Origin of the sequence: Halobacillus sp. B29, assembly GCF_052246755.1 — a bacterium.
GTDB lineage: Bacteria > Bacillota > Bacilli > Bacillales > Halobacillaceae > Halobacillus > Halobacillus halophilus.
Map to the genome: position 1 here is coordinate 18,172 of NZ_JBQQCM010000021.1, position 21,732 is coordinate 39,903.

Annotated in this window: 21 protein-coding genes and 1 other annotated feature; of the genes, 15 read left to right on the forward strand and 6 right to left on the reverse strand. The window is 42.0% G+C overall.

What is annotated here, in order from left to right; all coding sequences use genetic code 11:
- Positions 1-2: 2 nt before the first annotated feature.
- Positions 3-935: a beta-ketoacyl-ACP synthase III gene (locus tag ACTWP7_RS19315; protein ID WP_014642546.1), complete on the forward strand. Its 933-nt coding sequence runs from the start codon at positions 3-5 to the stop codon at positions 933-935.
- A gap of 18 nt (positions 936-953) precedes the next feature.
- A complete protein-coding gene (fabF, locus tag ACTWP7_RS19320; protein WP_014642547.1) occupies positions 954-2,195 on the forward strand; it encodes a beta-ketoacyl-ACP synthase II in 1,242 nt (413 codons plus the stop codon).
- 59 nt (positions 2,196-2,254) lie between these two features.
- On the opposite strand, the gene ACTWP7_RS19325 is transcribed toward fabF, so the two are convergent.
- Positions 2,255-3,250 carry an LCP family protein gene (locus ACTWP7_RS19325; protein ID WP_443124579.1) on the reverse strand — a complete coding sequence of 332 codons (996 nt, stop codon included), beginning with the start codon at positions 3,248-3,250 and terminating at the stop codon, positions 2,255-2,257.
- Between the two features lie 157 nt (positions 3,251-3,407).
- Between ACTWP7_RS19325 and ACTWP7_RS19330 the strand changes: the two genes are divergently transcribed.
- Both ACTWP7_RS19330 and ACTWP7_RS19335 read left to right on the forward strand, forming a co-directional pair.
- On the forward strand, positions 3,408-3,608 hold the full coding sequence (locus ACTWP7_RS19330) for a hypothetical protein (RefSeq protein ID WP_014642549.1): 201 nt from the start codon (positions 3,408-3,410) through the stop codon (positions 3,606-3,608).
- Positions 3,609-3,698: 90 nt separating this feature from the next.
- Positions 3,699-4,460, forward strand: coding sequence for a YjbA family protein (locus tag ACTWP7_RS19335; protein ID WP_443124581.1), 762 nt, complete (start codon positions 3,699-3,701; stop codon positions 4,458-4,460).
- A 40-nt stretch (positions 4,461-4,500) separates the two neighbouring features.
- Here the strand turns inward: ACTWP7_RS19335 and trpS are convergent, their stop codons facing one another.
- Together trpS and ACTWP7_RS19345 are read right to left on the reverse strand one after the other, a co-directional pair.
- Positions 4,501-5,502 (reverse strand): tryptophan--tRNA ligase, encoded by a 1,002-nt coding sequence (gene trpS / locus ACTWP7_RS19340; protein ID WP_443124582.1) that lies wholly within the window; start codon positions 5,500-5,502, stop codon positions 4,501-4,503.
- Between the two features lie 59 nt (positions 5,503-5,561).
- Positions 5,562-5,760, reverse strand: a binding site (T-box leader).
- Positions 5,761-5,813: 53 nt separating this feature from the next.
- The gene (locus ACTWP7_RS19345; protein WP_443124583.1) at positions 5,814-6,185 is read right to left on the reverse strand and encodes a DUF3899 domain-containing protein; all 372 of its coding nucleotides are present in this window, start codon (positions 6,183-6,185) and stop codon (positions 5,814-5,816) included.
- A 402-nt stretch (positions 6,186-6,587) separates the two neighbouring features.
- On the opposite strand from ACTWP7_RS19345, the gene ACTWP7_RS19350 reads away from it, so the two are divergent.
- The 8 genes from ACTWP7_RS19350 (at position 6,588) to spxA (ending at position 16,050) form a co-directional block, all read left to right on the forward strand.
- Positions 6,588-8,282 carry a peptide ABC transporter substrate-binding protein gene (locus tag ACTWP7_RS19350; RefSeq protein WP_443124584.1) on the forward strand — a complete coding sequence of 565 codons (1,695 nt, stop codon included), beginning with the start codon at positions 6,588-6,590 and terminating at the stop codon, positions 8,280-8,282.
- A gap of 174 nt (positions 8,283-8,456) precedes the next feature.
- The gene (opp3b, locus tag ACTWP7_RS19355) at positions 8,457-9,383 is read left to right on the forward strand and encodes an oligopeptide ABC transporter permease (RefSeq protein ID WP_443124585.1); all 927 of its coding nucleotides are present in this window, start codon (positions 8,457-8,459) and stop codon (positions 9,381-9,383) included.
- 6 nt (positions 9,384-9,389) lie between these two features.
- A complete protein-coding gene (gene opp3C, locus ACTWP7_RS19360; RefSeq protein WP_443124586.1) occupies positions 9,390-10,523 on the forward strand; it encodes an oligopeptide ABC transporter permease in 1,134 nt (377 codons plus the stop codon).
- A gap of 15 nt (positions 10,524-10,538) precedes the next feature.
- Positions 10,539-11,600 carry an ABC transporter ATP-binding protein gene (locus ACTWP7_RS19365; RefSeq protein WP_443124587.1) on the forward strand — a complete coding sequence of 354 codons (1,062 nt, stop codon included), beginning with the start codon at positions 10,539-10,541 and terminating at the stop codon, positions 11,598-11,600.
- On the forward strand, positions 11,597-12,538 hold the full coding sequence (locus ACTWP7_RS19370) for an ABC transporter ATP-binding protein (protein WP_443124588.1): 942 nt from the start codon (positions 11,597-11,599) through the stop codon (positions 12,536-12,538). Before ACTWP7_RS19365 ends, ACTWP7_RS19370 begins: the two co-directional genes overlap by 4 nt.
- An 879-nt stretch (positions 12,539-13,417) precedes the next feature.
- A complete protein-coding gene (locus tag ACTWP7_RS19375) occupies positions 13,418-14,635 on the forward strand; it encodes a putative glycoside hydrolase (RefSeq protein WP_443124589.1) in 1,218 nt (405 codons plus the stop codon).
- A gap of 143 nt (positions 14,636-14,778) precedes the next feature.
- A complete protein-coding gene (locus ACTWP7_RS19380; RefSeq protein ID WP_443124590.1) occupies positions 14,779-15,372 on the forward strand; it encodes a GNAT family N-acetyltransferase in 594 nt (197 codons plus the stop codon).
- A 282-nt stretch (positions 15,373-15,654) separates the two neighbouring features.
- Entirely contained in the window at positions 15,655-16,050 is a 396-nt protein-coding gene (gene spxA / locus ACTWP7_RS19385; RefSeq protein WP_014642562.1) for a transcriptional regulator SpxA, read from the forward strand.
- A 42-nt stretch (positions 16,051-16,092) separates the two neighbouring features.
- Here the strand turns inward: spxA and ACTWP7_RS19390 are convergent, their stop codons facing one another.
- On the reverse strand, positions 16,093-16,758 hold the full coding sequence (locus tag ACTWP7_RS19390) for a TerC family protein (RefSeq protein WP_443124591.1): 666 nt from the start codon (positions 16,756-16,758) through the stop codon (positions 16,093-16,095).
- Positions 16,759-17,055: 297 nt separating this feature from the next.
- On the opposite strand from ACTWP7_RS19390, the gene mecA reads away from it, so the two are divergent.
- The 3 genes from mecA (at position 17,056) to pepF (ending at position 20,870) form a co-directional block, all read left to right on the forward strand.
- Positions 17,056-17,757 carry an adaptor protein MecA gene (gene mecA, locus ACTWP7_RS19395; protein ID WP_443124592.1) on the forward strand — a complete coding sequence of 234 codons (702 nt, stop codon included), beginning with the start codon at positions 17,056-17,058 and terminating at the stop codon, positions 17,755-17,757.
- A gap of 95 nt (positions 17,758-17,852) precedes the next feature.
- Complete coding sequence (locus tag ACTWP7_RS19400) at positions 17,853-18,998, forward strand: competence protein CoiA (RefSeq protein WP_443124593.1); 1,146 nt, start codon at positions 17,853-17,855, stop codon at positions 18,996-18,998.
- 63 nt (positions 18,999-19,061) lie between these two features.
- Positions 19,062-20,870 (forward strand): oligoendopeptidase F, encoded by a 1,809-nt coding sequence (pepF, locus tag ACTWP7_RS19405; protein WP_443124594.1) that lies wholly within the window; start codon positions 19,062-19,064, stop codon positions 20,868-20,870.
- 43 nt (positions 20,871-20,913) lie between these two features.
- Here pepF and ACTWP7_RS19410 read toward each other — a convergent pair whose 3' ends face one another.
- Together ACTWP7_RS19410 and ACTWP7_RS19415 are read right to left on the reverse strand one after the other, a co-directional pair.
- Entirely contained in the window at positions 20,914-21,090 is a 177-nt protein-coding gene (locus ACTWP7_RS19410) for a hypothetical protein (RefSeq protein WP_443124595.1), read from the reverse strand.
- 100 nt (positions 21,091-21,190) lie between these two features.
- Positions 21,191-21,403, reverse strand: a complete 213-nt coding sequence (locus tag ACTWP7_RS19415; protein WP_443124596.1) for a hypothetical protein — start codon at positions 21,401-21,403, stop codon at positions 21,191-21,193.
- Positions 21,404-21,732 lie beyond the last annotated feature (329 nt).

Genomic DNA, 21,732 nt, shown 5'->3' on the forward strand with positions numbered 1-21,732 from the left:
ATATGAACGCAGGTATATTGGGTGTAGGTCACTACGCTCCAGAAAAAGTCCTTACCAACCAAGATTTAGAGAAAATGGTGGATACAAGTGATGAGTGGATCCGGTCCCGCACTGGAATAGAAGAACGCCGTATCGCGGCAGATGGGGAAGACACTTCCCATATGGCAGTAAATGCCGCCAGAAGCGCCCTTGAGGATGCCAACATGGATGCTGAAGAACTGGATATGATTTTAGTGGCTACCGTTACTCCTGATCAGCCGTTTCCATCGGTTGCAACGATGCTGCAAGAACAGCTTGGAGCTAGAAAAGTAGCGGCAATGGATTTAAGCGCAGCCTGCGCAGGCTTTATGTATGGTGTCATTACAGCTAAGCAATTCATTGAAAGCGGCGGTTATAAAAATGTTCTGGTTGTCGGGGTTGAGAAATTATCCAAGATTACCAACTGGGAAGATCGAAACACATGCGTCCTATTCGGAGACGGAGCAGGCGCAGCCGTGATCGGTCCAGTCAGTGACGATAGAGGGATTATGTCCTTTGAACTCGGCTCTGATGGAAGCGGCGGACCACATTTGTACCAGGATGAAACCTTGTTCATGAACGGTAGAGAAGTGTTTAAATTTGCCGTAAGACAAATGCCTGAGTCTTCTGTGAACGTGGTCAAGAAAATTGGCCTGAAAGAAGAAGATGTAGATTATTTAATCCCGCATCAGGCTAACATAAGAATTATGGAAGCTGCACGCGAACGCCTGGGTATTTCAGAGGATAAGATGGCTACTTCTGTGAAACGATACGGAAATACATCTTCCGCTTCGATCCCGATGGCTTTGTCAGAAGAAGTAAAAGCAGGTAAAATAAAAGATAATGATTTAGTAGTACTTGTCGGATTTGGTGGCGGACTCACCTGGGGCGCCGTAGCTCTCCGATGGGGTAAGTAACCGAGGAGGAATACATTTATGGATAAACGACGTGTCGTCATTACCGGTATGGGAGCAGTCACTCCTGTAGGTAATTCAGTAGAAGAAATGTGGAGCAGTATTAAAAGCGGCCGATCTGGTGTCGGCGAAATAACGAAAGTGAACAAAGATGATTATCCGGTCAGCGTCGCCGCTGAATTAAAAGACTTTGATCCTTCCAGCTATATTGACCGTAAAGATGCTCGCCGTATGGATCCATTTGTTCAATATGCCATGGTTGCTTCTCATATGGCCGTAGAGGATGCAGATTTGAAGATTACGGATGAAATTGCGAATCGGACCGGCGTGTGGATTGGCTCGGGAATCGGCGGAATGGGAACGTACGAATCCCAATTCGAAACCTTCCAGAAAAAAGGCTACCGCCGTGTCAGTCCTTTCTTCATTCCAATGATGATCCCGGATATGGCAGCTGGACAGGTCTCCATTTCGCTTGGTGCCAAAGGGATTAATTCCTGCACCGTAACCGCCTGCTCTTCGGGGGCTAACTCAATTGGCGATGCTTTCAAAGTTATTCAAAGAGGAGACGCTGACGTAATGATCGCAGGCGGTACCGAAGCGCCGATGACCAAAATGTCCTTTGCCGGCTTTGCGTCCGCACGAGCGCTTTCTCTTAACGAAGACCCGAATACAGCGAGCCGTCCATTTGATAAAGACCGTGATGGCTTTGTCATGGGCGAAGGTGCCGGTATTCTGATTCTTGAATCCCTGGAATCCGCGAAGCAGCGCGGAGCTAAAATCTATGGCGAACTAACAGGGTATGGTTCAACAGGGGACGCCTATCACATTACATCCCCAGCTCCAGAAGGGGACGGAGCTTCTCGTGCGATGAAGCAGGCTCTGCAGGATGCAGGTGTTGAACCGGAAGCGATTGATTATTTAAATGCCCACGGTACATCTACAGAATTAAACGATAAATTTGAAACGTACGCAGCGAAAACGGTGTTCAAGGAGCATGCGAATAAACTGGCGATCTCATCCACGAAATCCATGACAGGACACTTGCTTGGAGCCGCAGGAGCAGTTGAGTCTGTTATTTCATTAAAAGCGATTAATGAAGGAATTCTGCCTCCTACGATTAATTATGAAACTCCGGATCCAGAGTGTGATTTGGATTATGTGCCGAATGAAGCCAGAAAGCAGGAGATTAATGCTGTTATGAGTAACTCTCTAGGCTTTGGCGGACACAATGCTACGTTGATTTTCCAGAAATACAATGATTAATATAAAGTAAATCCCCGATGCCGCGTTTGGCATCGGGGATTTTTTTGTAACTATTCTCTTTAATCATATAAGAACTTCTTTAAGTCCACACGGGTTTTATTCTGATCGTGATTTAGAACGAGACCTGTTGGATACGGCTTCCGTTCGTTCCACACATTGTCTGTGGTTGGAATACGGAGCGTTTCCAGCTTCTCGGGGGGATGAAGGAAGTAATCCTTGGCTGCTTCCATATACATCCCGCTTCCAGCATCTGTATCCACGTAAGGTTGTATAGAGCCAAGCAGCCGGGGCACTTTCCACAGACTTTCAATGGAAAGAAGCTGTTCTTTCAATAAAGCAAGAACTTTCTGCTGCCGTTCTACACGGCCGAAGTCCCCCTCACTATCACTTCTGAAACGTGAATAAGCGAGAAGTTCCTCTCCATCCAGCCGCTGCACACCTTCATTCAGGTCAATAACGGTGTCTCCACCTTCTGATTGATAATTCAAATCCTTCTCTATCGTAACCTCGAGTCCACCAGGGGCAATCGTATCAGCGATATGACTGAAGCCGCTGAAATCCACCATTGCATAATGCTCCAATGGAATATCGAAATTTTGAGCTATGGTCTTTCTTAACAGATCCGGGCCTCCCAGGGCATAAGCCGCATTAATTTTGTTTAATCCGTGCCCGGGAATTTCTACATATGTATCCCGCATGATGGAAGCGAGCTTCAAACTCTGTTTTTCCGGATGATAGCGAAGAATCATAATCGTATCTGTTCGGGCAGTCTCGGTATCTCTCTGGTCCGTCCCTAAAAGGAGGAGAGATAATGCACCTTCGGGGTCCGGCTCTCCATGAAAAGGAAAAGCGGACTCTTTCTTGGCATCTTCTATGTTTATATCAGGTTTAATGGGAGCGGGATTTTGCTGGCTTAAAGCCTGCTGCTTGCCTGCTAAATATTCAAAAGAGGTAAAGCCGGCCGTAAAAAGGAAGCATAGCGTTAAAACAGCAAGCATCACCTTTAACCTTCGTCTATTTTTATCGATAGAGCAATTTGAACGAGTGGTACTCAAGCGATCATCAATCCTTCCTACTTACGGTTCCATTCCTTCCTTAATTTACCTTTAATTGGCAAAGAAGTAAAGAGGAAGAAGGAAGTACGAAACAAGGGCATGTCCGAGGAACAACCTTCATATTATAGAACAGGAGGACAGGCTGGGAGGTTGTCACATGTGGTGGTGGATCGTATTTTTGACGGGGTTCGGTTTTGCTGTAGCTGGAGGAACCGTGACGATTACGTATTTGAACCTCATCCCAGCAGGTCTCAGCTGGTGGGAATTTCTCATTTTGATTCAGTCCAGGTTTGAATGTTACTTGTTTCCCTTAGGGATTTTGTTCATTACGACAGCCATTATATTTATGAGAGATTAGTTTAGTAAATAATGGATCTAAAGAATAAAATAGCCATTATTGGTCATAATGTAACCTAAAGAGATCACTGAATGAAAGTGAGGGGCCGATATGCTATACATGCACGACTTATGGGTAAATTGGTTTGAAGGTGAAGAGAATGGATACAATGTCTGTCGATTCCATGAGTGGAGGAAAGAAGACGGAATTGAGCTAGTGGATCAAATTCCACTCCTGCTTGTAACGAATGAACTATTTAACTTTATTGAAAATGATTTGCAGGATCTGCCGCTGCCCTTGCTGCAGGACGTCCATAGAAAGACGTACATGAAAAAGAATCAGGAGAGACAGACCGTTGAATATGCGGCTGTGGTAACAGACGGGGAAGATGTCATCGTATTTGACACCCTTGGATACACATTGCCTGTTAAGAAAAGCCGATTAATTCCAAGACAGGAACGTCTGGTATTTGAAATGGTTCAGGGTAAGAAGCCTGCTTCCTATTCAATAGAAGAAAGTGTATTAAAAGAACACCACATTCTTTCTCTGGCACCTGCCAAAATGGCTGGCCTGACTCGCAGAGAGAGGCAATTAAAACAACTACTTATGATGGCCCTGGACCAATTAAAAAATTCCGATCATCCAGAAGAAATCAGGTATTGGCTTACGGAATGGGATCCTGACCAATATCCATACTTGAAGCAGCTGACGAATGAGGAGGCATGGGACCTCCTATATGAAGGAACTTGCAAGGGGTGGACTTCTTTACATGAAGAGCTGTGTGAGAAACTAGTTAAAGGGCAGCCCTTCTTTGAAACGATTTGGCAAGGAGAAAACCAGCACGTATCCCATAAAATAAACAGCCAGAATTGAGTGGTATCACTCAATTCTGGCTGTTCTTCTGGAGCTTCAGTTATTTTTTCTTTCTCACGCGGCCGAGTCCCATGGCTTTCTTCGCTTTCCGCAGCATCTTATTGGCTACAAAAGAAGCGTCTTCAGCCCCTTTATCTAGGATATCATCCAGTTCTACAGAATCAATTAGTTCATAATAACGATTCTGGATCGGTTTCAGTGTCTCAACGACAGCGGCTCCAACATCCTCCTTGAAGACTCCGTATCCTTTTCCTTCATATTTAGCTTCAAGTTCTTCAATGCTGATTCCGGAGCAGATCGAGTAAATCGTCAGCAAATTGGAGACTCCTGGTTTATTTTCCTTATCGAACTTCACAATTCCTTCTGAGTCCGTAACAGCACTTTTAACCTTTTTCATTATTTTTTTCTCATCATCGAGCATCGAAATATAGCCTTTCTGGTTTTCATCCGACTTGCTCATTTTTTTAGTCGGCTCCTGCAGAGACATAATTCTTGCCCCTGTTTTTGGAATGCGGACTTCAGGCACGGTAAAGATATCATTATATTTATTATTAAAACGCTGCGCCAGGTTTCGTGTCAGTTCAAGGTGCTGCTTCTGGTCTTCACCTACAGGCACAATGTCTGTTTGGTAGAGAAGAATATCCGAAGCCATGAGAGGTGGATAGGTCAGCAGTCCAGAGGTAACGCCTTCCTTGCCTCCAGAAGCGGATTTGTCTTTAAATTGGGTCATCCTCTCAAGTTCTCCTATATAACTCACACATTGCAGCATCCATCCTAGCTGAGTATGCGCAGGCACCTCAGATTGAATAAATAATGTAGATTTCTCCGTATCGATACCGGAGGCTAAATACAAAGCCGCAAGAGAACGAATGTTATCCCTGAGCTTTAAACGGTCCTGCGGTACTGTAATGGCATGCTCGTCTACAATGCAGAAATAGCATTTCTGATCATGCTGTAAGTCTACGAAGTGCTTCATCGCTCCTAAATAGTTCCCAAGTGTTAACGTACCACTCGGCTGAATCCCTGAAAAAATGGTTTTCATCACATTCACCTCATTATTAGTTTTAGGCTATAAAAAAAGATCATTCATCTCTTCCATATGGAAGGGACGAATGATCCGCGGTGCCACCCTGATTACTTTTAAACGTAAAAGTCAACTTTAAGATCGTTAACGCCGATCGTGCGTCGATAGAAGCTCCTAAGGCCCATTTCCTCCCACTGATCCTGACTGTTCCCAGCATCCACAGTCTCTCTGAAAAGATTACAGTGTCGAGTACTATTCCTTATTCTTAGCCTTTAATTTTATATTGTAAGATTTATATTATAGCCGATAAATGATTAACGTGCAAACCCCTAAAGATTATAGTAAAGAGCCAGTAAAGCCAGTAAACCTGCCGTTAACATTCCGCCATGAAAAAGGAAGAACTTCAGCCACGTATTTTCAATGGTCTGGGAAGGAAGAGGTTTCTGCTTCCAATCGTCAAGATAATCCTGTTGTTTCGAAACGCGGTTATAAAATCTTCTCATACTATACGTAATGGCATCGAAGAAACCTCCACGGATCACCCACAGAAGTATTCCGACAAACAAATAGAAATAGGCAATATAGAAAAGCTGATTAATAAAATGGAATAAATCATAGACAGGCGCCAAAATGGCGAAAAGCAGGCTGACAAGCAGAAGATTTCCTGCGACACCCATCCATTTGTTTCTTAGCACATTCACCGAATGTCACACCTTTCCTTAAAACTCGTACATATTATATCACGTCTTCATCTATGAAGGAATTGTAAATGGGATTAATAAACAGAAAATTCACGGTTGAAGGAATATTGAATGGTATATTCACTTACTTTAACGTATAACCGCATTAAATGCGGGTTCAGCTTTTCAAGCCTCCCCTTCTTTATACAAAATAGCTTATAATTAATGAAATTCGACACGTAAATGTTGTAAAATAAACTAGGTAAAAAGTCACGTTTTATGTTACAGAAAAGTAATAATGATGGGCTTCATACTATTTTTCGGAAAAAAAGGTAATGCAAAATAGTTAGAAAACTTGTATAATTCGTATTGTGGACAAAGCGCCACGATACTTTTAGAAAAATTAGGGGAGGTCTTTTCTACATGAAAAAGACAAATTGGTTATTGCTAGTACTAGCATTAGTACTAAGCATGTTCCTGGCTGCATGTTCAGGAGGAGGAAATGAATCCGAAGGAGATTCAGGTTCTTCTGACAACGGCGGGGATTCAGAGAATACTGAAGAACAATCTTCAGGAGACAGCGAACAAGTACTTAACATTACGGACAGTGCGGAGATCCCAACGATGGATCCAGCACTTGCTACAGACGCAGTAGCTTTCCAATTCCTTGGTTCCACAATGGACGGGCTTTATCGTCTGGGTGAAGGTGGAAAACCAGAACCAGCAATTGCGAAAGACCACGAAGTAAGTGAAGATGCTCTTACTTGGACATTTAACCTGCGTGAAGATGCAACATGGTCAAACGGTGAGCCTGTTACAGCGAACGACTTCGTTTACGCTTGGCAGCGCGCTGTAAACCCTGATACTGGATCTGAATATGGTCCTTACATGATGGGCGGAGTTATTAAGAATGCAACTGCAATCGCTGATGGCGAAACACCTCCAGAAGAACTGGGTGTTAAAGCAGTAGATGATTATACGCTTGAAATTACGCTTGAAAAACCGATTCCTTATTTCGAATCGTTAACTACTTTTGGTACATTCCTTCCATTGAACCAGAAATTCGTTGAAGAACAAGGCGAAGATTTCTCTCTGGAAGCTGACACTCTAGTATCCAATGGTCCTTTCAAAATGACTGAATGGAACCACGGCGAAGGCTGGGTTCTTGAGAAGAATGAAGATTACTGGGATGCTGAAGCAGTTAAACTTGATAAAATTAATGTAAGTGTTGTTAAAGAAACTTCTACTGGTGTAAACCTTTACCAGAGCGGCGACATCGACCGTACAGGTCTATCAGCTGAATTCGTTGACCAGTACCGTTCTAATGAAGACTTCCAAGTAGAGAAAGAACCTACTTTGTTCTACTTGAAATTCAACCAGGAGAACGAAATTCTTGGAAACGTGAAAGCTCGTAAAGCTATGCAGATGATCATTAACCGTGAAGACATGGTTAACGTTATCCTGAACAACGGATCTATCCCTGCTGTAGGTGATATTCCTGAAGATTTCGTTAAGCACCCTGAAAGCGGAGAAGACTTCCGTGAAATCAACGGAGATCTTGTAGAAACCAATAAAGAAGAAGCTCAAAAACTTTGGTCTGAAGCTAAGCAGGAACTAGGTATTGAGGATGCTGAAATCGGCTACCTTGGCGGCGACAGTGATGTAGCTAAGAACCTTGATGCTTACCTTAAAGACCAGCTTGAAGAACTTGAAGGATTGACTGTCAACGTCCAGGCCGTTCCATTTAAAGAGCGTATTGACCGCGACAAGAATATGGAGTATGACATCCAAAATGCTGGATGGGGACCTGACTATATCGACCCGAATACTTTCTTAAACATGTGGGTAACCGACGGTGGAAACAACCACACTGGTTATGCTAGTGACGAGTATGATGGCATGATTGAAAAAGCGAACAACGAGCTTGCTCAAGAGCCAGTTAAACGCTTTGAAACATTCCTTGAAGCAGAGAAGAAACTAATTCAAGAAGACGCTGTACTTGCTCCACTTTACCAGCGTGCATCTGCTAAACTAGTTAAGCCATATGTTAAAGGTGTCATTACTAACCCTATGGGACCTGACTACATCTACAAGTACGCTTATATTGAAGGTAAATAATAGACAAAACTATTCTAAACCATATATAGGCTAGCTAATAAGGGAGAGAGTATATGTCCAAACAGTTGGCGTATGCTCTCTTTTTCCCTGCAAAGAAAGTATTCTAATTATAGACAACTTTCTGTCTATTCAAAAAATAAGATAGTAGGTTTTAAATTCACAGGAGGTGTTCATATGACACGTTATATACTTCAACGACTAGGATACATGATTATAACGATGTTCTTGATCGCTACCTTTACGTTCTTCCTGATGAAATTTTTACCAGGTACTCCCCTAAGTGCTGCAGATAAATTATCAGAAGAGCAACAAGCGGTAGTGTTAGAAAAGTACGGACTGGATGATCCGGTACCTGTACAGTATTTCAATTATATAGTCAACCTTACCCAAGGTGACTTAGGTATATCTTTCCAGTTTGATAACAGGGAAGTAACCACCATTATTATGGAGCGTATCGGACCTTCGATGACCATTGGGGTTCAAGCCATGATCGTTGGTACCATTTTAGGGATGCTGCTCGGATTAGTGTCAGCGATTTATCATAATGGATTTTTGGATTATGGTTCGACATTCATAGCCGTACTCGGAAAATCCATACCTTCATTCGTATTTGCAGGAATATTGCAATATTACATTGGCGTTAAATTAGGCTGGTTCCCAGTAGCCTTATGGGGAACTTGGCAACACACAGTCATGCCCACGATCGCCCTTGCGATCTTCCCGCTCGCCATTGCCGCTCGTTTTATGAGAACCGAGATGCTTGAGGTATTAGGATCTGACTATATTACAACGGCTCGTGCAAAAGGGGTTAACAAGTTCGGCGTTGTTTTCAAACATGGTCTGCGAAATGCTTTAATTCCATTGGTTACGGTACTGGGACCACTAGCAATCGGTTTAGTGACGGGAACACTTGTAATTGAAAATATTTTCGCCGTACCTGGGATTGGTGAACAGTTCGTTAAAGCGATTAACACAAATGACTTTCCGATTATAATGGGTACCACGTTACTAATCGCGTTCCTTTTCATTTTCATCATCCTTGTCATTGATCTCCTTTATGGAGTCATTGATCCTAGAATCCGACTGGCTGAAGGAGAGTAGTAACTTATGGATAACCACAAACCATCGAAAGAATTATTTGTACCCGTAGAACGACAGGAAAATGAAGGTGAAAAAATAGCCAGACCGAGTCTTTCTTTCTGGCAGGATTCTTTCATGAGACTGCGTAAAAACGTAGGGGCCATGATTGGTCTTGCGACTCTGATAATCTTGATACTTATGGCTATTTTTGGTCCTTATATGAACCAATACGGAGAATTCGAACAGGATCTTGGGCGTGCTAAAATGCCTCCAAAAGTTGAAGGTCTGGGCTGGCTCGGGATGGATGGAACCTTATCCGCCACGATGTCAGGTGCAACAGTAGAACAGGCGACGACAAATGCGAATATGCGATTTAATAACGATGAAGAATTCATCAAAACATCTGTAGTCAGTGACGGTTCCAATGGAGAACCTGCACAGGTTAAAGCGGTATATGATGTGTATGCAGCAAAAGATATGAATGATCAGTCATTCTGGTTCGGTACAGACGGACTTGGACGTGACTTATGGACACGTACATGGAAAGGTACTCGTATTTCCTTGTACATTGCGTTACTAGCCGCAGCGATTGATATGGTCATTGGTGTAGCTTATGGGGGAATCTCTGCTTATTACGGTGGCCGTGTCGATAACTACATGCAGCGTATTATCGAAATTCTTATGGGGATTCCAAATCTGGTCGTTGTCATTCTCATGATTCTGATACTGGAACCGGGGATATTATCGATCACCATTGCCTTGACGATAACCGGCTGGATATCGATGGCCAGGATTGTCAGAGGACAAATCCTGAAGCTGAAAAACCAGGAGTTCGTATTAGCATCAAGAACCCTTGGTGCTCCGGACAACCGTATATTGAGAAAGCATTTAGTACCTAACGTAACAGGCTTAATTGTTATAAATACCATGTTTACGATTCCAAGTGCCATATTCTTCGAGGCTTTCTTGAGCTTTATCGGACTAGGACTGCCTACTCCAATTGCCTCATTAGGTACATTAATCGATGATGGATTTAAGTCTCTACAAATTTATCCGCATATTTTATTGTTCCCGGCAATTGTAATCTCTCTAATCATGATTGCCTTTAATGTCTTAGCAGACGGTCTTCGTGATGCATTTGATCCGAAGATGCGTGAATAGGAGGTAGGTGTAACAATGGAAAAACTACTAGAAGTAAATAACATGCATGTATCCTTTGACACCTACGGCGGTGAAGTCAAAGCTGTACGTGGGGTTAGTTTCGATCTTAATAAAGGAGAAACTCTGGCTATCGTAGGTGAGTCAGGTTCTGGTAAATCAGTCACAACGAAAGCTCTGATGCAGCTGATCCCTAAACCGCCTGGCCGAATTAAAGAAGGCGAGATTCTTTTTGAAGGCAGAGATTTAACAAAGATGAGTGAAAAGCAAATGCAGAAGATCCGTGGTAAGGAAATGGCTATGATTTTCCAGGATCCGATGACTTCCTTGAATCCTACGATGAAAGTAGGAAACCAGATCATGGAAGGGTTGATTAAGCACCAGAAAATGGACCGCGCACAAGCTCGCAAGCGTGTGGTTGAGTTATTGGAGCTTGTAGGTATTCCTGATCCTGAAAGCCGATTAAAACAATACCCTCACCAGTTTTCTGGTGGAATGAGGCAGCGTGTCGTTGTCGCTATAGCACTTGCTTGTAATCCTAAACTGTTGATCGCTGATGAGCCAACCACGGCCCTGGACGTAACGATTCAGGCTCAAATCCTTGAACTAATGAAGGATATTCAAAAGAAAACGGATTCAGCTACGATCTTTATTACACACGACCTCGGAGTGGTAGCCAATGTGGCGGATCGTGTAGCAGTTATGTATGCAGGGAAGATTGTTGAAATTGGAACAGTAGATGATATTTTCTACAATCCTAAACATCCTTATACGTGGGGATTACTCGGCTCTATGCCGTCTCTAGACAGTGCCGACGAAGAATTATATGCCATTCCAGGTTCGCCTCCGGATCTATTGGATCCTCCAAAAGGAGATGCATTTGCCCCTCGTAATGAGTACGCGATGCAGATTGATCTGGAGCAAGAGCCTCCAATGTTTAAAGTTTCTGAGACTCATTATGCAGCTACATGGTTGTTACATGAGAATGCTCCAAACATGGAGCCCCCTGCTTCGATTAAGAAACGTATGGAGGGGATGGCTAAATCATCCTCAAGCAATGAGAAAGGTGATCGCATATGAGTCAAGAGAAGCTGGTAGAGATTAAAAACCTAAAACAACATTTCAAGACCGGCCGCCACAGTGTGGTTAAAGCTGTAGATGGCTTAAATTTTGATATCTATAAAGGTGAAACATTTGGTCTTGTTGGAGAGTCCGGCTGTGGAAAATCAACAACCGGACGTACCATCATTCGTCTTTATGATGCTACAGATGGAGAAGTCATTTTTGATGGTGAAAATGTTCACGGGAAGAAAAACCGTGAAGATTTGAAAAAGTTTAACCGTGAAATGCAAATGATTTTCCAGGATCCTTATGCTTCATTAAACCCTCGTATGAAGGTAGAGGATATTATTGCGGAAGGTATGGATATCCACGGTCTTGCCAAAAACGATAAAGAGCGTAAAGCAAGAGTTCATGAGCTTTTGGAAACGGTTGGTTTGAACAAAGAACATGCGAACCGCTACCCTCACGAGTTTAGTGGCGGACAGCGTCAGCGTATAGGAATTGCCCGTGCGCTGGCTGTAGATCCAAGCTTTATCATTGCGGATGAGCCGATTTCTGCATTGGACGTATCTATTCAAGCTCAAGTCGTAAACCTTCTGAAAAAGCTTCAGGAGGAAAAAGGACTGACGTATCTATTTATCGCCCACGATCTGTCCATGGTTAAATATATTAGTGATCGAATTGGGGTTATGTATTTCGGGAAATTGGTGGAAGTTGCCGATTCAGATGATCTGTATAATCACCCGATTCATCCTTATACTCAATCTTTATTGTCAGCGATTCCGCTGCCTGACCCTGACTATGAACGTTCTCGTGAACGTTTTACGTATAATCCAAATAATCACGATACGAGTGAAGAACCGGAATTCCGTGAAGTACGTCCAGGCCACTGGGTGCTTTGCACAACGAAGGAGTTCGACTTCTACAAAAAAGAACATGCGACAAAAACGAAATAAGTCTTCTAAAAGAGAGATCTTGTCTATTGAGACAAGGTCTCTTTTTTTGATTAAGAAATGCTCTCCACATAGATCTTGAAGAAAAGCTCCCGTTTGTTGAAGACTCAGTTTCGAGATAAATGGGTCCGTTACGTTAGATGGATAAGGGCTGGTGGGGAAATAACTCGCTTTCCTATGGGGGAACGGTGAGCTTCCTCGCTCGTTTCACTCCCTGCGGGATCTCACCTAGTTCCTTCTCCCATGAGAGTCTCGCCATTTCCCCACCAGCCCAGCCGAGTAAGCATAACGGACGCTTTTATAAGAGAAGATGTTCTCTTTCTTAATCGGTCCTACATGCTTTTATGGAAGTCTATTTCACATCGATATAGCATAAAAATAGCCTCGTGATCCATGCTTTTGTCTCATGAACCAGTCGATTTCTTAAATGGTTTCGAGTTTATGATTCGGCCAGGTCCGGAGGGGGACGATGAAGACTCCTGCGGGATGAACATGATCGGTGAGATCCCGCAGGGCTGTCAAGCCCGAGGAAGCTCAGCACAGAAGAGGTTCGACTAAGAACGCCACGTCGTGTGGCAACGTCGAACGACCCTGCGTCGTGCAGGGCCGGAAAGCGAAATCGTCCCCCGCAGGACCTTCCCTCTCTTCAAGTATCTTGAAACTGAGTCTTACAGTAAACGGCCCTATAGTTGAATAATATTTTCAAGAAATTAATAATAAAAAATTATTCAAATTTATATCTTCTTCAACATTTATAAAAAAAGTCGATAGTAAATAGAGAGTTTAAGAATATTTACATAAATTTCAATTAAGGGCTATTCTTAGCAACTATCCTCTTATATAATGAATAGTGATAAAAACTTTAAATAGGAGCAGGATCAAATGGGGAGAAAACTGAAATGGATGTTAATCGTTGCTAGTCTTTTGCTGATCTCTTGTACTGTATCACTACATAACGTTAATGCCGCAGATGAAGAAAAGAAAGAAGCCCTTATGCTTACGAAGAAAGAACTAGGTTTGAAGACGCTGGATACCTCACAGCCAGCTGCACGCTTTATGTATAATTCAGGACTTAATTTTGAATATCCAGACGCAGTAAGAGGGATATATGTCACGGGTCCTTCTGCCGGCGGAAAGAAAATGAATGAATTGACTAAACTGGTTGAGAACTCGGACTTAAATGCCATGGTAATCGATATTAAAGAAGATCATGGAAACATTACCTTTCAACCGGAAAAAGGCTCGCCTTATGAAGACATTGCCGAACCATTTATCGATGACCCCAAGAAATTGCTGAAAACTCTTGAGGAGAAAGGTATTTATCCTATTGCCCGTGTGGTAGTATTTAAGGATTCTATGCTTGCTGAAAAGCGACCGGATTTGTCTTACACTAAAAATGGCAAGGTGTGGGTGAATGGACGCGGAGAAGCATTTGTTAACCCATTCTTGAAAGAAGTATGGGAGTACAATCTGGATATTGCGAAGCAGGCAGCTGAAATGGGCTTCCAGGAAATCCAGTTTGATTATGTTCGTTTTCCAGAGGGATTCGGAAATCGTGACAGCGTCCTGGAATATGACCAGGGTGAATATGCTGAACTGGAAATGGAAGAAGTACAGAAACGTGTGAAAGCTGTAACCGATTTTGTAGCTTTTGCCAACAAAGAATTATCTAATTACGACGTTGATGTTTCTGTAGACATCTTCGGTTATTCCGCTACGATTCCGGAAGCTCCAAACATTGGTCAGAATTTCTCGAAAATCTCTGAAAACGTAGATGTTATATCATCGATGATTTATCCTAGTCACTGGGGGCCATATTTTGGCATATCCCAACCGGATACCGAACCTTATCGTGTCATTGATGAGTACGCCAAAGTAGAGAATGAAGTATTAAGTAAGTTGGAGAATAAACCAACTTCCCGCCCATGGCTGCAGGATTTTGAAGCACCCTGGCTTTATTCAGGGGCTACTAAGCAGTATGGAAAGGCTGAAGTAGAAGCTCAAATTAAAGCTCTTGAAGAAAACGGGATCCATGAATATCTTCTATGGAACGCTACAAATAATTACACATCAAATGTTGATTATACCCCTATGAATTAATAAGGAAGAGTGCTGGACACCGGCACTCTTCGTTTATTTTTAAAGGAAGCAGGGAAGATTACTAAATGGAGGACGTCTACGGATTTAACAATAGTCACAAACTTCTGTATAATGAAAGTAATTAATGAAAAGGGAGTAGATCAATGAATTGGTATGAAAAGCTGAACAAATATTTTCCTGTAGAGGAAATGAAGTCAAAAGAACATATGGAAGCATTACTTAAAGAAAAAAGCGACGTCTACTATAAGGATGAAGGTGACAAGCATGTATTAATGTATGCAGAATTCGATTCCTTCATTTTTATTGATTATGTATACGTTTCCACTGCTGCTCGCGGCCAGGGGCTTGGACACAAACTTATTGAGAAAATGAAAGCTAAAAACAAACCCATCATTCTGGAAGTAGAGCCTGTGGATTATGATGAGACGGATTCCGAAAAACGTCTTCGCTTCTATCAAAGAGAAGGTTTTAAGCACGCCCAGTCGATTGGGTACACGAGGCGTTCCCTCGCTACGAATGAAGTCAATCAGATGGAGATTCTTTATTGGTCCCCTGAAGGTGCTACAGAAGAAGAAATTTATGAACAAATGAAACGTATGTATACGGAAGTTCATACCTACAGAGATGAAGATTTCTACGGTAAATCCTACCAGCATGTAGATGAAGTTCTTCAAATGGATGAAAATCGTGGAATCGAGGATATTTTAGACGAACTGGATAAGTCTAAAAATTCTTAGGTTTCATTACCCACCGATATACAGGTGGGTTTTTTCAATAAATGTTCACAATTGAAAAAAACTCTTATTTTTTATGGATAATGTGGTTTAGAGTATTGCATCCAGTGGTACATATTAGTTCAAGATGAAATTAGACGTCACAGGCTTGTTCCGATTGATATAGAGATATAAAACAGTTGACAGATGTGTTATAGTTAAAGTAGGTCAGATTATATTGATTGTAATTTAATAAGCAGTTCAAATTTTTACCATAATAAAAATATTGAGGAGTGAAGTTTCTGTATGGTCACACTTTATACCTCACCAAGTTGTACATCATGCCGTAAAGCAAAGGCTTGGCTTGAAGAGCACGATATCCCTTATACGGAGAGGAACATCTTTTCCGAACCTCTTACTTTAGATGAGATTAAGCAGATCCTTAGAATGACGGAAGACGGAACAGAAGAGATTATCTCTACGCGTTCCAAAGTATTCCAAAAGCTGAAGGTTGATTTCGATCAATTGCCGATGCAGGATTTATTTGATCTTATTCAGGAAAACCCTGGTTTACTTCGCCGCCCGATCATCATTGATGATAAGCGTCTGCAAGTAGGATATAACGAAGATGAGATTCGTCGCTTCCTTCCGCGAAGTGTACGTACGTTCCAATTAAAAGAAGCACAGAAGTTAGTTAATTAAATAAACGTTAAAACTGTGGTCCTGAGGGTCACAGTTTTTGTTTTAATTATGGCCTTCTTTTCGTTTATTTACAAAATAACCTGTAAAAGTAACGGCTATTACAGACAGGACAGGCATCCAGACTTTTACTTCAGGATAATCTATGATGAGGTAAGACACGGAGTGATCCTCGATCATCATTTCGGCTGCTGTATAAGCGAGTAATCCTGCCCCGAAGTAGATGAGAAGGGGAAACTTGTCCATAAGCAGGAGGATGAATCGACTTCCCCAGATGATAATCGGTACGGAAATTAATAATCCGAAGACCACAAGTACGATATTGTTATGTGAAGCTCCAGCAATAGCGAGTACATTGTCAAAGCCCATGACAATATCTGCCAGTACGATGGTTTTAACGGCGGTCATTAAGTTGTCTCCTCCATGAATATCCTGATTATCATCGTTATCTGTTAATAATTGCATGGCAATGTAAAAAAGAAACAGTCCACCGACTAATTGAAGGTAGGGAATTTGGAGAAGATAAAGAGCAACAGCTGTTAGTAAGATACGAGCTGCGATGGCAAGGCCTGTCCCAAGAAAAATAGCTTTATTTCTCTGGTGCTTGGGAAGGTTCCGACTGGCAAGGGCGATGACGATGGCGTTATCGCCGCCTAAAATGATATCAATACTGATAATGATTAAAATTGGTTCAAGCATGTCCCAGTTCATAATAAATCCTCCCGCTTGTAGTGACAAAGCAATCAGAATAAGCTAAAATGGTAACCCAACAGAAACAAAAAGATGGGTCTTAAAAAAAGATATTCATTTTGGGTATGGTTATATGCTGAATTGAAGCAATTTGTTTTCCATTTGCCTTACACTGTCATACAATAGAATTAATCAATCCTTCATTCTACACATTTTGAAGGTTGAGGCTTTGACCTAACGGGTAAGGTTTTATAAGCATTAAAAAAGGGTGAGTATTCCCTTCCCCCTTAATACTTGTTAAGAAGGGAGAGAAATTTCATGGAAATAGAACGTATTAATGAAAACACGGTTAAGTTCTACGTCACTTACCAGGATGTAGAACAGCGTGGGTTCGACAGAGAAGAAATTTGGTATAACCGAGAACGAAGCGAGCAGCTTTTCTGGGAAATGATGGATGAAGTGAATGATCAGGAAAACTTCCAGGCTGATGGTCCATTGTGGATTCAAGTTCAAGCCATGGATAAAGGTTTAGAAGTGATCGTAACAAAAGCACAAGTCTCCCAGGATGGTCAAAAACTCGAGCTCCCTAGTGACGATGAAAATGCTATTGATGTACCGGTTGATGAAAAACTGGAATCTTTGCTTGACGATAAATTTAGTAAATCTGATCAAAACGATCAGGATGAAGAACAGGACACAGAGGATGAGGATCACAAGGATGAACCGTTGACATTCACATTGAAATTCAATGAGTTTGAAGATGTCATTCAACTCAGCCACTACATGTCTGTTGAAAATTCCATGGATCAGCGTCTTTTCCATTTTGAAGACAACTATTATTTATATATTCAGTTCATTGATGAAAATATGAGTGATGAAGAACAGGAAAATATGTTGAGCCAAGTAATGGAATTCGGACACGAGTCACCTGTAACGATTTATCGTTTAGAGGAATATGGTAAAACCATATTCGATGAACAAGCTTTGACAAGGGTCAAAGAATATTTTCCAGCTCATTAACGTTTACAAGCACACCCTTACAAGTGTGCTTATTTTTTTGTACATAAAGGAAAAATGTGGATAGGTGTCGAATAGAAAGAGGAGGAGGTGAAGGATTGTTTTACGCCGAGGATTCCTCAGGAAAGCTACAGTCATTATTACATTTAACCCCTCAAGAACTGCAGGCGCCACGAACTCGTACCTACTATTGTCCTCATTGTAAAGAAGTCCTGTTAATTCGATCAGGACCAAAAGTGAAACCGCACTTTGCACATTTTCCCAAAAGTGAGTGTATCGTTAACCGGGGAGAGAGTGAAGCGCATGTACTAGGAAAATGGACTTTGTATGAGTGGCTGATCCATCACAACTACGATGCTAAATTAGAATACCCGTTACATGGTCCTGCTCAGCGTCCCGATGTGTTTGTAACCATTGGCTCTAAACAAATAGCCATTGAATATCAATGTGCCAGAATTTCTAAAGAAGAAATTCTGCGGCGATCGCGTCAGTACAAAGAACATGGTATTTTCCCTCTCTGGATTCTGGGAAGTCATCTCTTGAAACGAACGTCTCCAGGAACGATCCACATGACCGAATTTCTTCGGAATTTTCTCTATTCCTTTCATCATCACTATTCCCTCTACTTTTTCAACTCCAAAACCCAGCGTTTAACGATTGCTTCCAACTTGAGAAGCGTTAGCCAGCGAAAAACCTTAGCCGAACTGCGCTCTTATTCGCTCTCAAGCATCCAATTTCCCCAGCTGTTTCAAATCCCTGCTTCATCCTCTTTGCATGACTTGCTGCCCATATGGGAAAAACTATTGTATAAGCAACGGACCGTATATCATCCACACGTCAGTAAAGAAGTGCAGGCATTTCGGGACGATGTGTACAGGAGAGGGGTTCACGTTTCATTGCTTCCTACACTTGCCTTCCTGCCCTCTAAGGGAGAGCTTGCCGGAGCGGGGCCTTCCTATGTGTGGCAGACGAAATTTTTATTTGATCATTTCATGGAACTAGAAGTAGGAGCGCCCGTATTCTTCCCTGAACAGGCTGCTCCTCCTACGGTTAATGGATATCAGCCGGATTTAATGAAAGAATATTCATATCTGCTGGAAGCTCTCGGATACATCAATAAGTCCGTAAATAAGGGATGGGTTAAGAAAAAGAAGGTCGTTTTTCATCAACATATAACGCATGCTCTCGAAGACGATCGAAAGACTGTCGCGGCATTAAAAAAACTGGAAAGAATTAATATTTAAGAAGGGATTCACACCTAAATCGAGAATTGGTTAGGGTGACGAACTATCTGAAGGAGGATCATGATGGCTGCAACTAAACAATTACCTAAAAGAGAAGAGGTACCCGTAGAAAAAACATGGGACCTTGAAGCTATTTTTGCTACAGACGAAGAGTGGTATAAAGAGCTGAAAGAAGCAGAGGAACTCCTGCCTGAACTGGATCAATACCGTGGAAAACTGGGCGAATCTGCTGAGCAGCTTTACAACCTTCTTGATTTTCAAGATAAAATTTCTAATAAAATTGGCCTGCTTTTTACTTATGCCCATATGCGCAAAGATCAGGATACAACAAACTCCCATTATCAGGAAATGAATGCCAAAGCGGAAAGCTTATATACGAAGATCGCTTCTGCAATGAGCTTTATTGTGCCGGAAATCTTAGCTCTTCCGGAAGGGAAAATTAAAGGGTTTATTAAGGAATATGAAGCACTCAAATTGTATGAGCATACGCTGGATGAAATTACCCGCCAGAAGGAACATGTTCTTAGTGAGAAGGAAGAAAAACTGCTCGCTGGTTTCTCTGAAATAGGAGCCAATCCATCGCAGACATTCGGCGCTTTAAATAATGCGGATCTTACTTTTCCAACGATTAAGAATGAAGAAGGGGAAGAGGTAGATCTTACTCACGGCCGTTATGTCGGTTTTCTTAAATCCGATGACCGTGAAGTACGAAAATCCGCGTTTGAAGCGATGTATGATACATTTGGTTCTTTCAAAAATACGTTTGCATCGACATTGAGCGGTCATGTGAAGAAAAATAATTTTAATGCTCAGGTTAGAAATTACGAACGCGCACGTGAAGCTAAATTAAACAATAATAATATCCCGGAAACGGTTTATGATAATTTAATTGAAGCTGTTAATGAACGTCTGCCACTACTTCATCGCTATATCGAACTTAGAAAAGAAGTGCTCGGATTAGATGAAGTTCATATGTACGACATCTACACGCCTCTCGTTAAGGACGCGGAAATGAAAGTATCTTATGAGGAAGCCAAGGACCTGGTTCTGAAAGGACTCGAGCCGCTCGGGGAGGAATATGTCAATACCGTGAAGGAAGGCTTTGAGAACCGCTGGATTGACGTTGAGGAGAACAAAGGGAAGCGAAGCGGGGCTTATTCCTCAGGGCACTACGGAACAAATCCTTATATATTAATGAATTGGCAGGATAATGTGAATAATTTATTTACACTCGCTCATGAATTGGGACATTCCCTGCACAGCTATTATACGCATGCGAATCAGCCATACCGTTACGGGAATTACTCCATTTTCGTGGCTGAAGTGGCTTCCACGTGTAATGAGGCCTTATTGAATGATTACATGCTGAAAAATACAAAGAGTGAGAAAGAACAGCTTTATTTATTGAATAACTTCCTGGAAGGTTTCCGCGGCACCGTATTCAGACAAACGATGTTTGCTGAATTTGAACACGAGATTCATATGCAGGCTCAAAACGGTGAAGCCTTGACAGCGGATAAGCTGACAGAGATCTATTACGACCTGAATAAGAAATATTTTGGAGACAATATTGTGATTGATGATCATATCGGCCTGGAATGGGCTCGTATTCCTCACTTCTATATGGGGTATTATGTTTATCAATACGCTACTGGCTACGCGGCAGCTACGGCGCTTGCGGATCAGATCCTATCTGAAGGCGACACGGCAGTTGAACGATATAAGAGTTTCCTTAAAGCAGGAAGCAGCGACTATCCGATTGAAGTGCTGAAACAGGCAGGTGTGGACATGACTTCTAAAGATCCGATCTTGTCCGCCCTTGATGTATTTGAAGAAAAGCTGAATGAAATGGAAGAACTGCTTAAAAAATAGCATATAAAAGACCCGCGTGATCCTTTACTGGCACGCGGGTTTTCTAATGGAAGCCTTTAAATGTTTTTCTGTGATAAATAAAGGAGATGCACAGATAGATGGAAATAAAGAGAAGCGGAGAGGTAATGTATAAAGGATATAAACGCATTAAGCCGAATAAATGAAAACTGCCCAGTAGTAAAATAACCAAACAGCAGGCGATGATTTTCCAGACTGCCATAGCTCTTCCTCCTTTGATTATATCTATGACTGTTGTTAGCCTGTCTATGCTTATCAGACATATTTTAGTTGGAAAGAAAAACCCTTAGATCAATAGGGATCTAAGGATTGCTTGGAGGATTCTCCTTATCTGCACGTTCTTTCTTTCTTAACTCTATAATTAAAGCAATAAAGCTAATAAAACCGCCGATCGCAAACAGGTAAGAAAATATAGAATGATTAAAAACGGGGTCACCTGTAAGTAAACTGTTAACGCCCCAAAAACATATGATAAGGTTTCCGATTAAACCGGCGCCAATTCTTATTTTACTCATTTTTGTCTCCTTCCTCATGGTTGATTCCTATCAAGTAAGGTTCTTATCCATTTAAAGACCGATTCATAAATAGAAAACTGATGACAGCAAGCAGCAGCCGTTTATTTTTGAACGAGAGCTCGTTCGATAACTCTACGATGTCGTTATCAACATCCCGGAATAACTCGGTGTATTCATGAGGGAAGCGGCCATTTTGAACTACCCCCCACTTACTCGCTGACACTCCTTGAAGTTGGGGGATTCCTAAGAGCACGAACCTAACGGTTCGTTCAAATGATTAGGCTAGCCCCGTCGCACCGACGGTTGTAAGGATTCTTTGAATCTCCTTC

Bases quoted from the DNA above. Each gene is read 5' to 3' on its own strand.
- ACTWP7_RS19365 (WP_443124587.1), top strand. From the start codon at position 10,539: ATGGAAAAACTACTAGAAGTAAATAACATGCATGTATCCTTTGACACC.
- ACTWP7_RS19330 (WP_014642549.1), top strand. From the start codon at position 3,408: ATGTGGTGGTGGATCGTATTTTTGACGGGGTTCGGTTTTGCTGTAGCT.
- ACTWP7_RS19370 (WP_443124588.1), top strand. From the start codon at position 11,597: ATGAGTCAAGAGAAGCTGGTAGAGATTAAAAACCTAAAACAACATTTC.
- opp3C (WP_443124586.1), top strand. From the start codon at position 9,390: ATGGATAACCACAAACCATCGAAAGAATTATTTGTACCCGTAGAACGA.
- ACTWP7_RS19315 (WP_014642546.1), top strand. From the start codon at position 3: ATGAACGCAGGTATATTGGGTGTAGGTCACTACGCTCCAGAAAAAGTC.
- ACTWP7_RS19375 (WP_443124589.1), top strand. From the start codon at position 13,418: ATGGGGAGAAAACTGAAATGGATGTTAATCGTTGCTAGTCTTTTGCTG.
- ACTWP7_RS19410 (WP_443124595.1), bottom strand. From the start codon at position 21,090: ATGGCAGTCTGGAAAATCATCGCCTGCTGTTTGGTTATTTTACTACTG.
- pepF (WP_443124594.1), top strand. From the start codon at position 19,062: ATGGCTGCAACTAAACAATTACCTAAAAGAGAAGAGGTACCCGTAGAA.
- trpS (WP_443124582.1), bottom strand. From the start codon at position 5,502: ATGAAAACCATTTTTTCAGGGATTCAGCCGAGTGGTACGTTAACACTT.
- mecA (WP_443124592.1), top strand. From the start codon at position 17,056: ATGGAAATAGAACGTATTAATGAAAACACGGTTAAGTTCTACGTCACT.
- ACTWP7_RS19335 (WP_443124581.1), top strand. From the start codon at position 3,699: ATGCTATACATGCACGACTTATGGGTAAATTGGTTTGAAGGTGAAGAG.
- ACTWP7_RS19415 (WP_443124596.1), bottom strand. From the start codon at position 21,403: ATGAGTAAAATAAGAATTGGCGCCGGTTTAATCGGAAACCTTATCATA.
- ACTWP7_RS19350 (WP_443124584.1), top strand. From the start codon at position 6,588: ATGAAAAAGACAAATTGGTTATTGCTAGTACTAGCATTAGTACTAAGC.
- fabF (WP_014642547.1), top strand. From the start codon at position 954: ATGGATAAACGACGTGTCGTCATTACCGGTATGGGAGCAGTCACTCCT.
- ACTWP7_RS19390 (WP_443124591.1), bottom strand. From the start codon at position 16,758: ATGAACTGGGACATGCTTGAACCAATTTTAATCATTATCAGTATTGAT.
- opp3b (WP_443124585.1), top strand. From the start codon at position 8,457: ATGACACGTTATATACTTCAACGACTAGGATACATGATTATAACGATG.
- spxA (WP_014642562.1), top strand. From the start codon at position 15,655: ATGGTCACACTTTATACCTCACCAAGTTGTACATCATGCCGTAAAGCA.
- ACTWP7_RS19380 (WP_443124590.1), top strand. From the start codon at position 14,779: ATGAATTGGTATGAAAAGCTGAACAAATATTTTCCTGTAGAGGAAATG.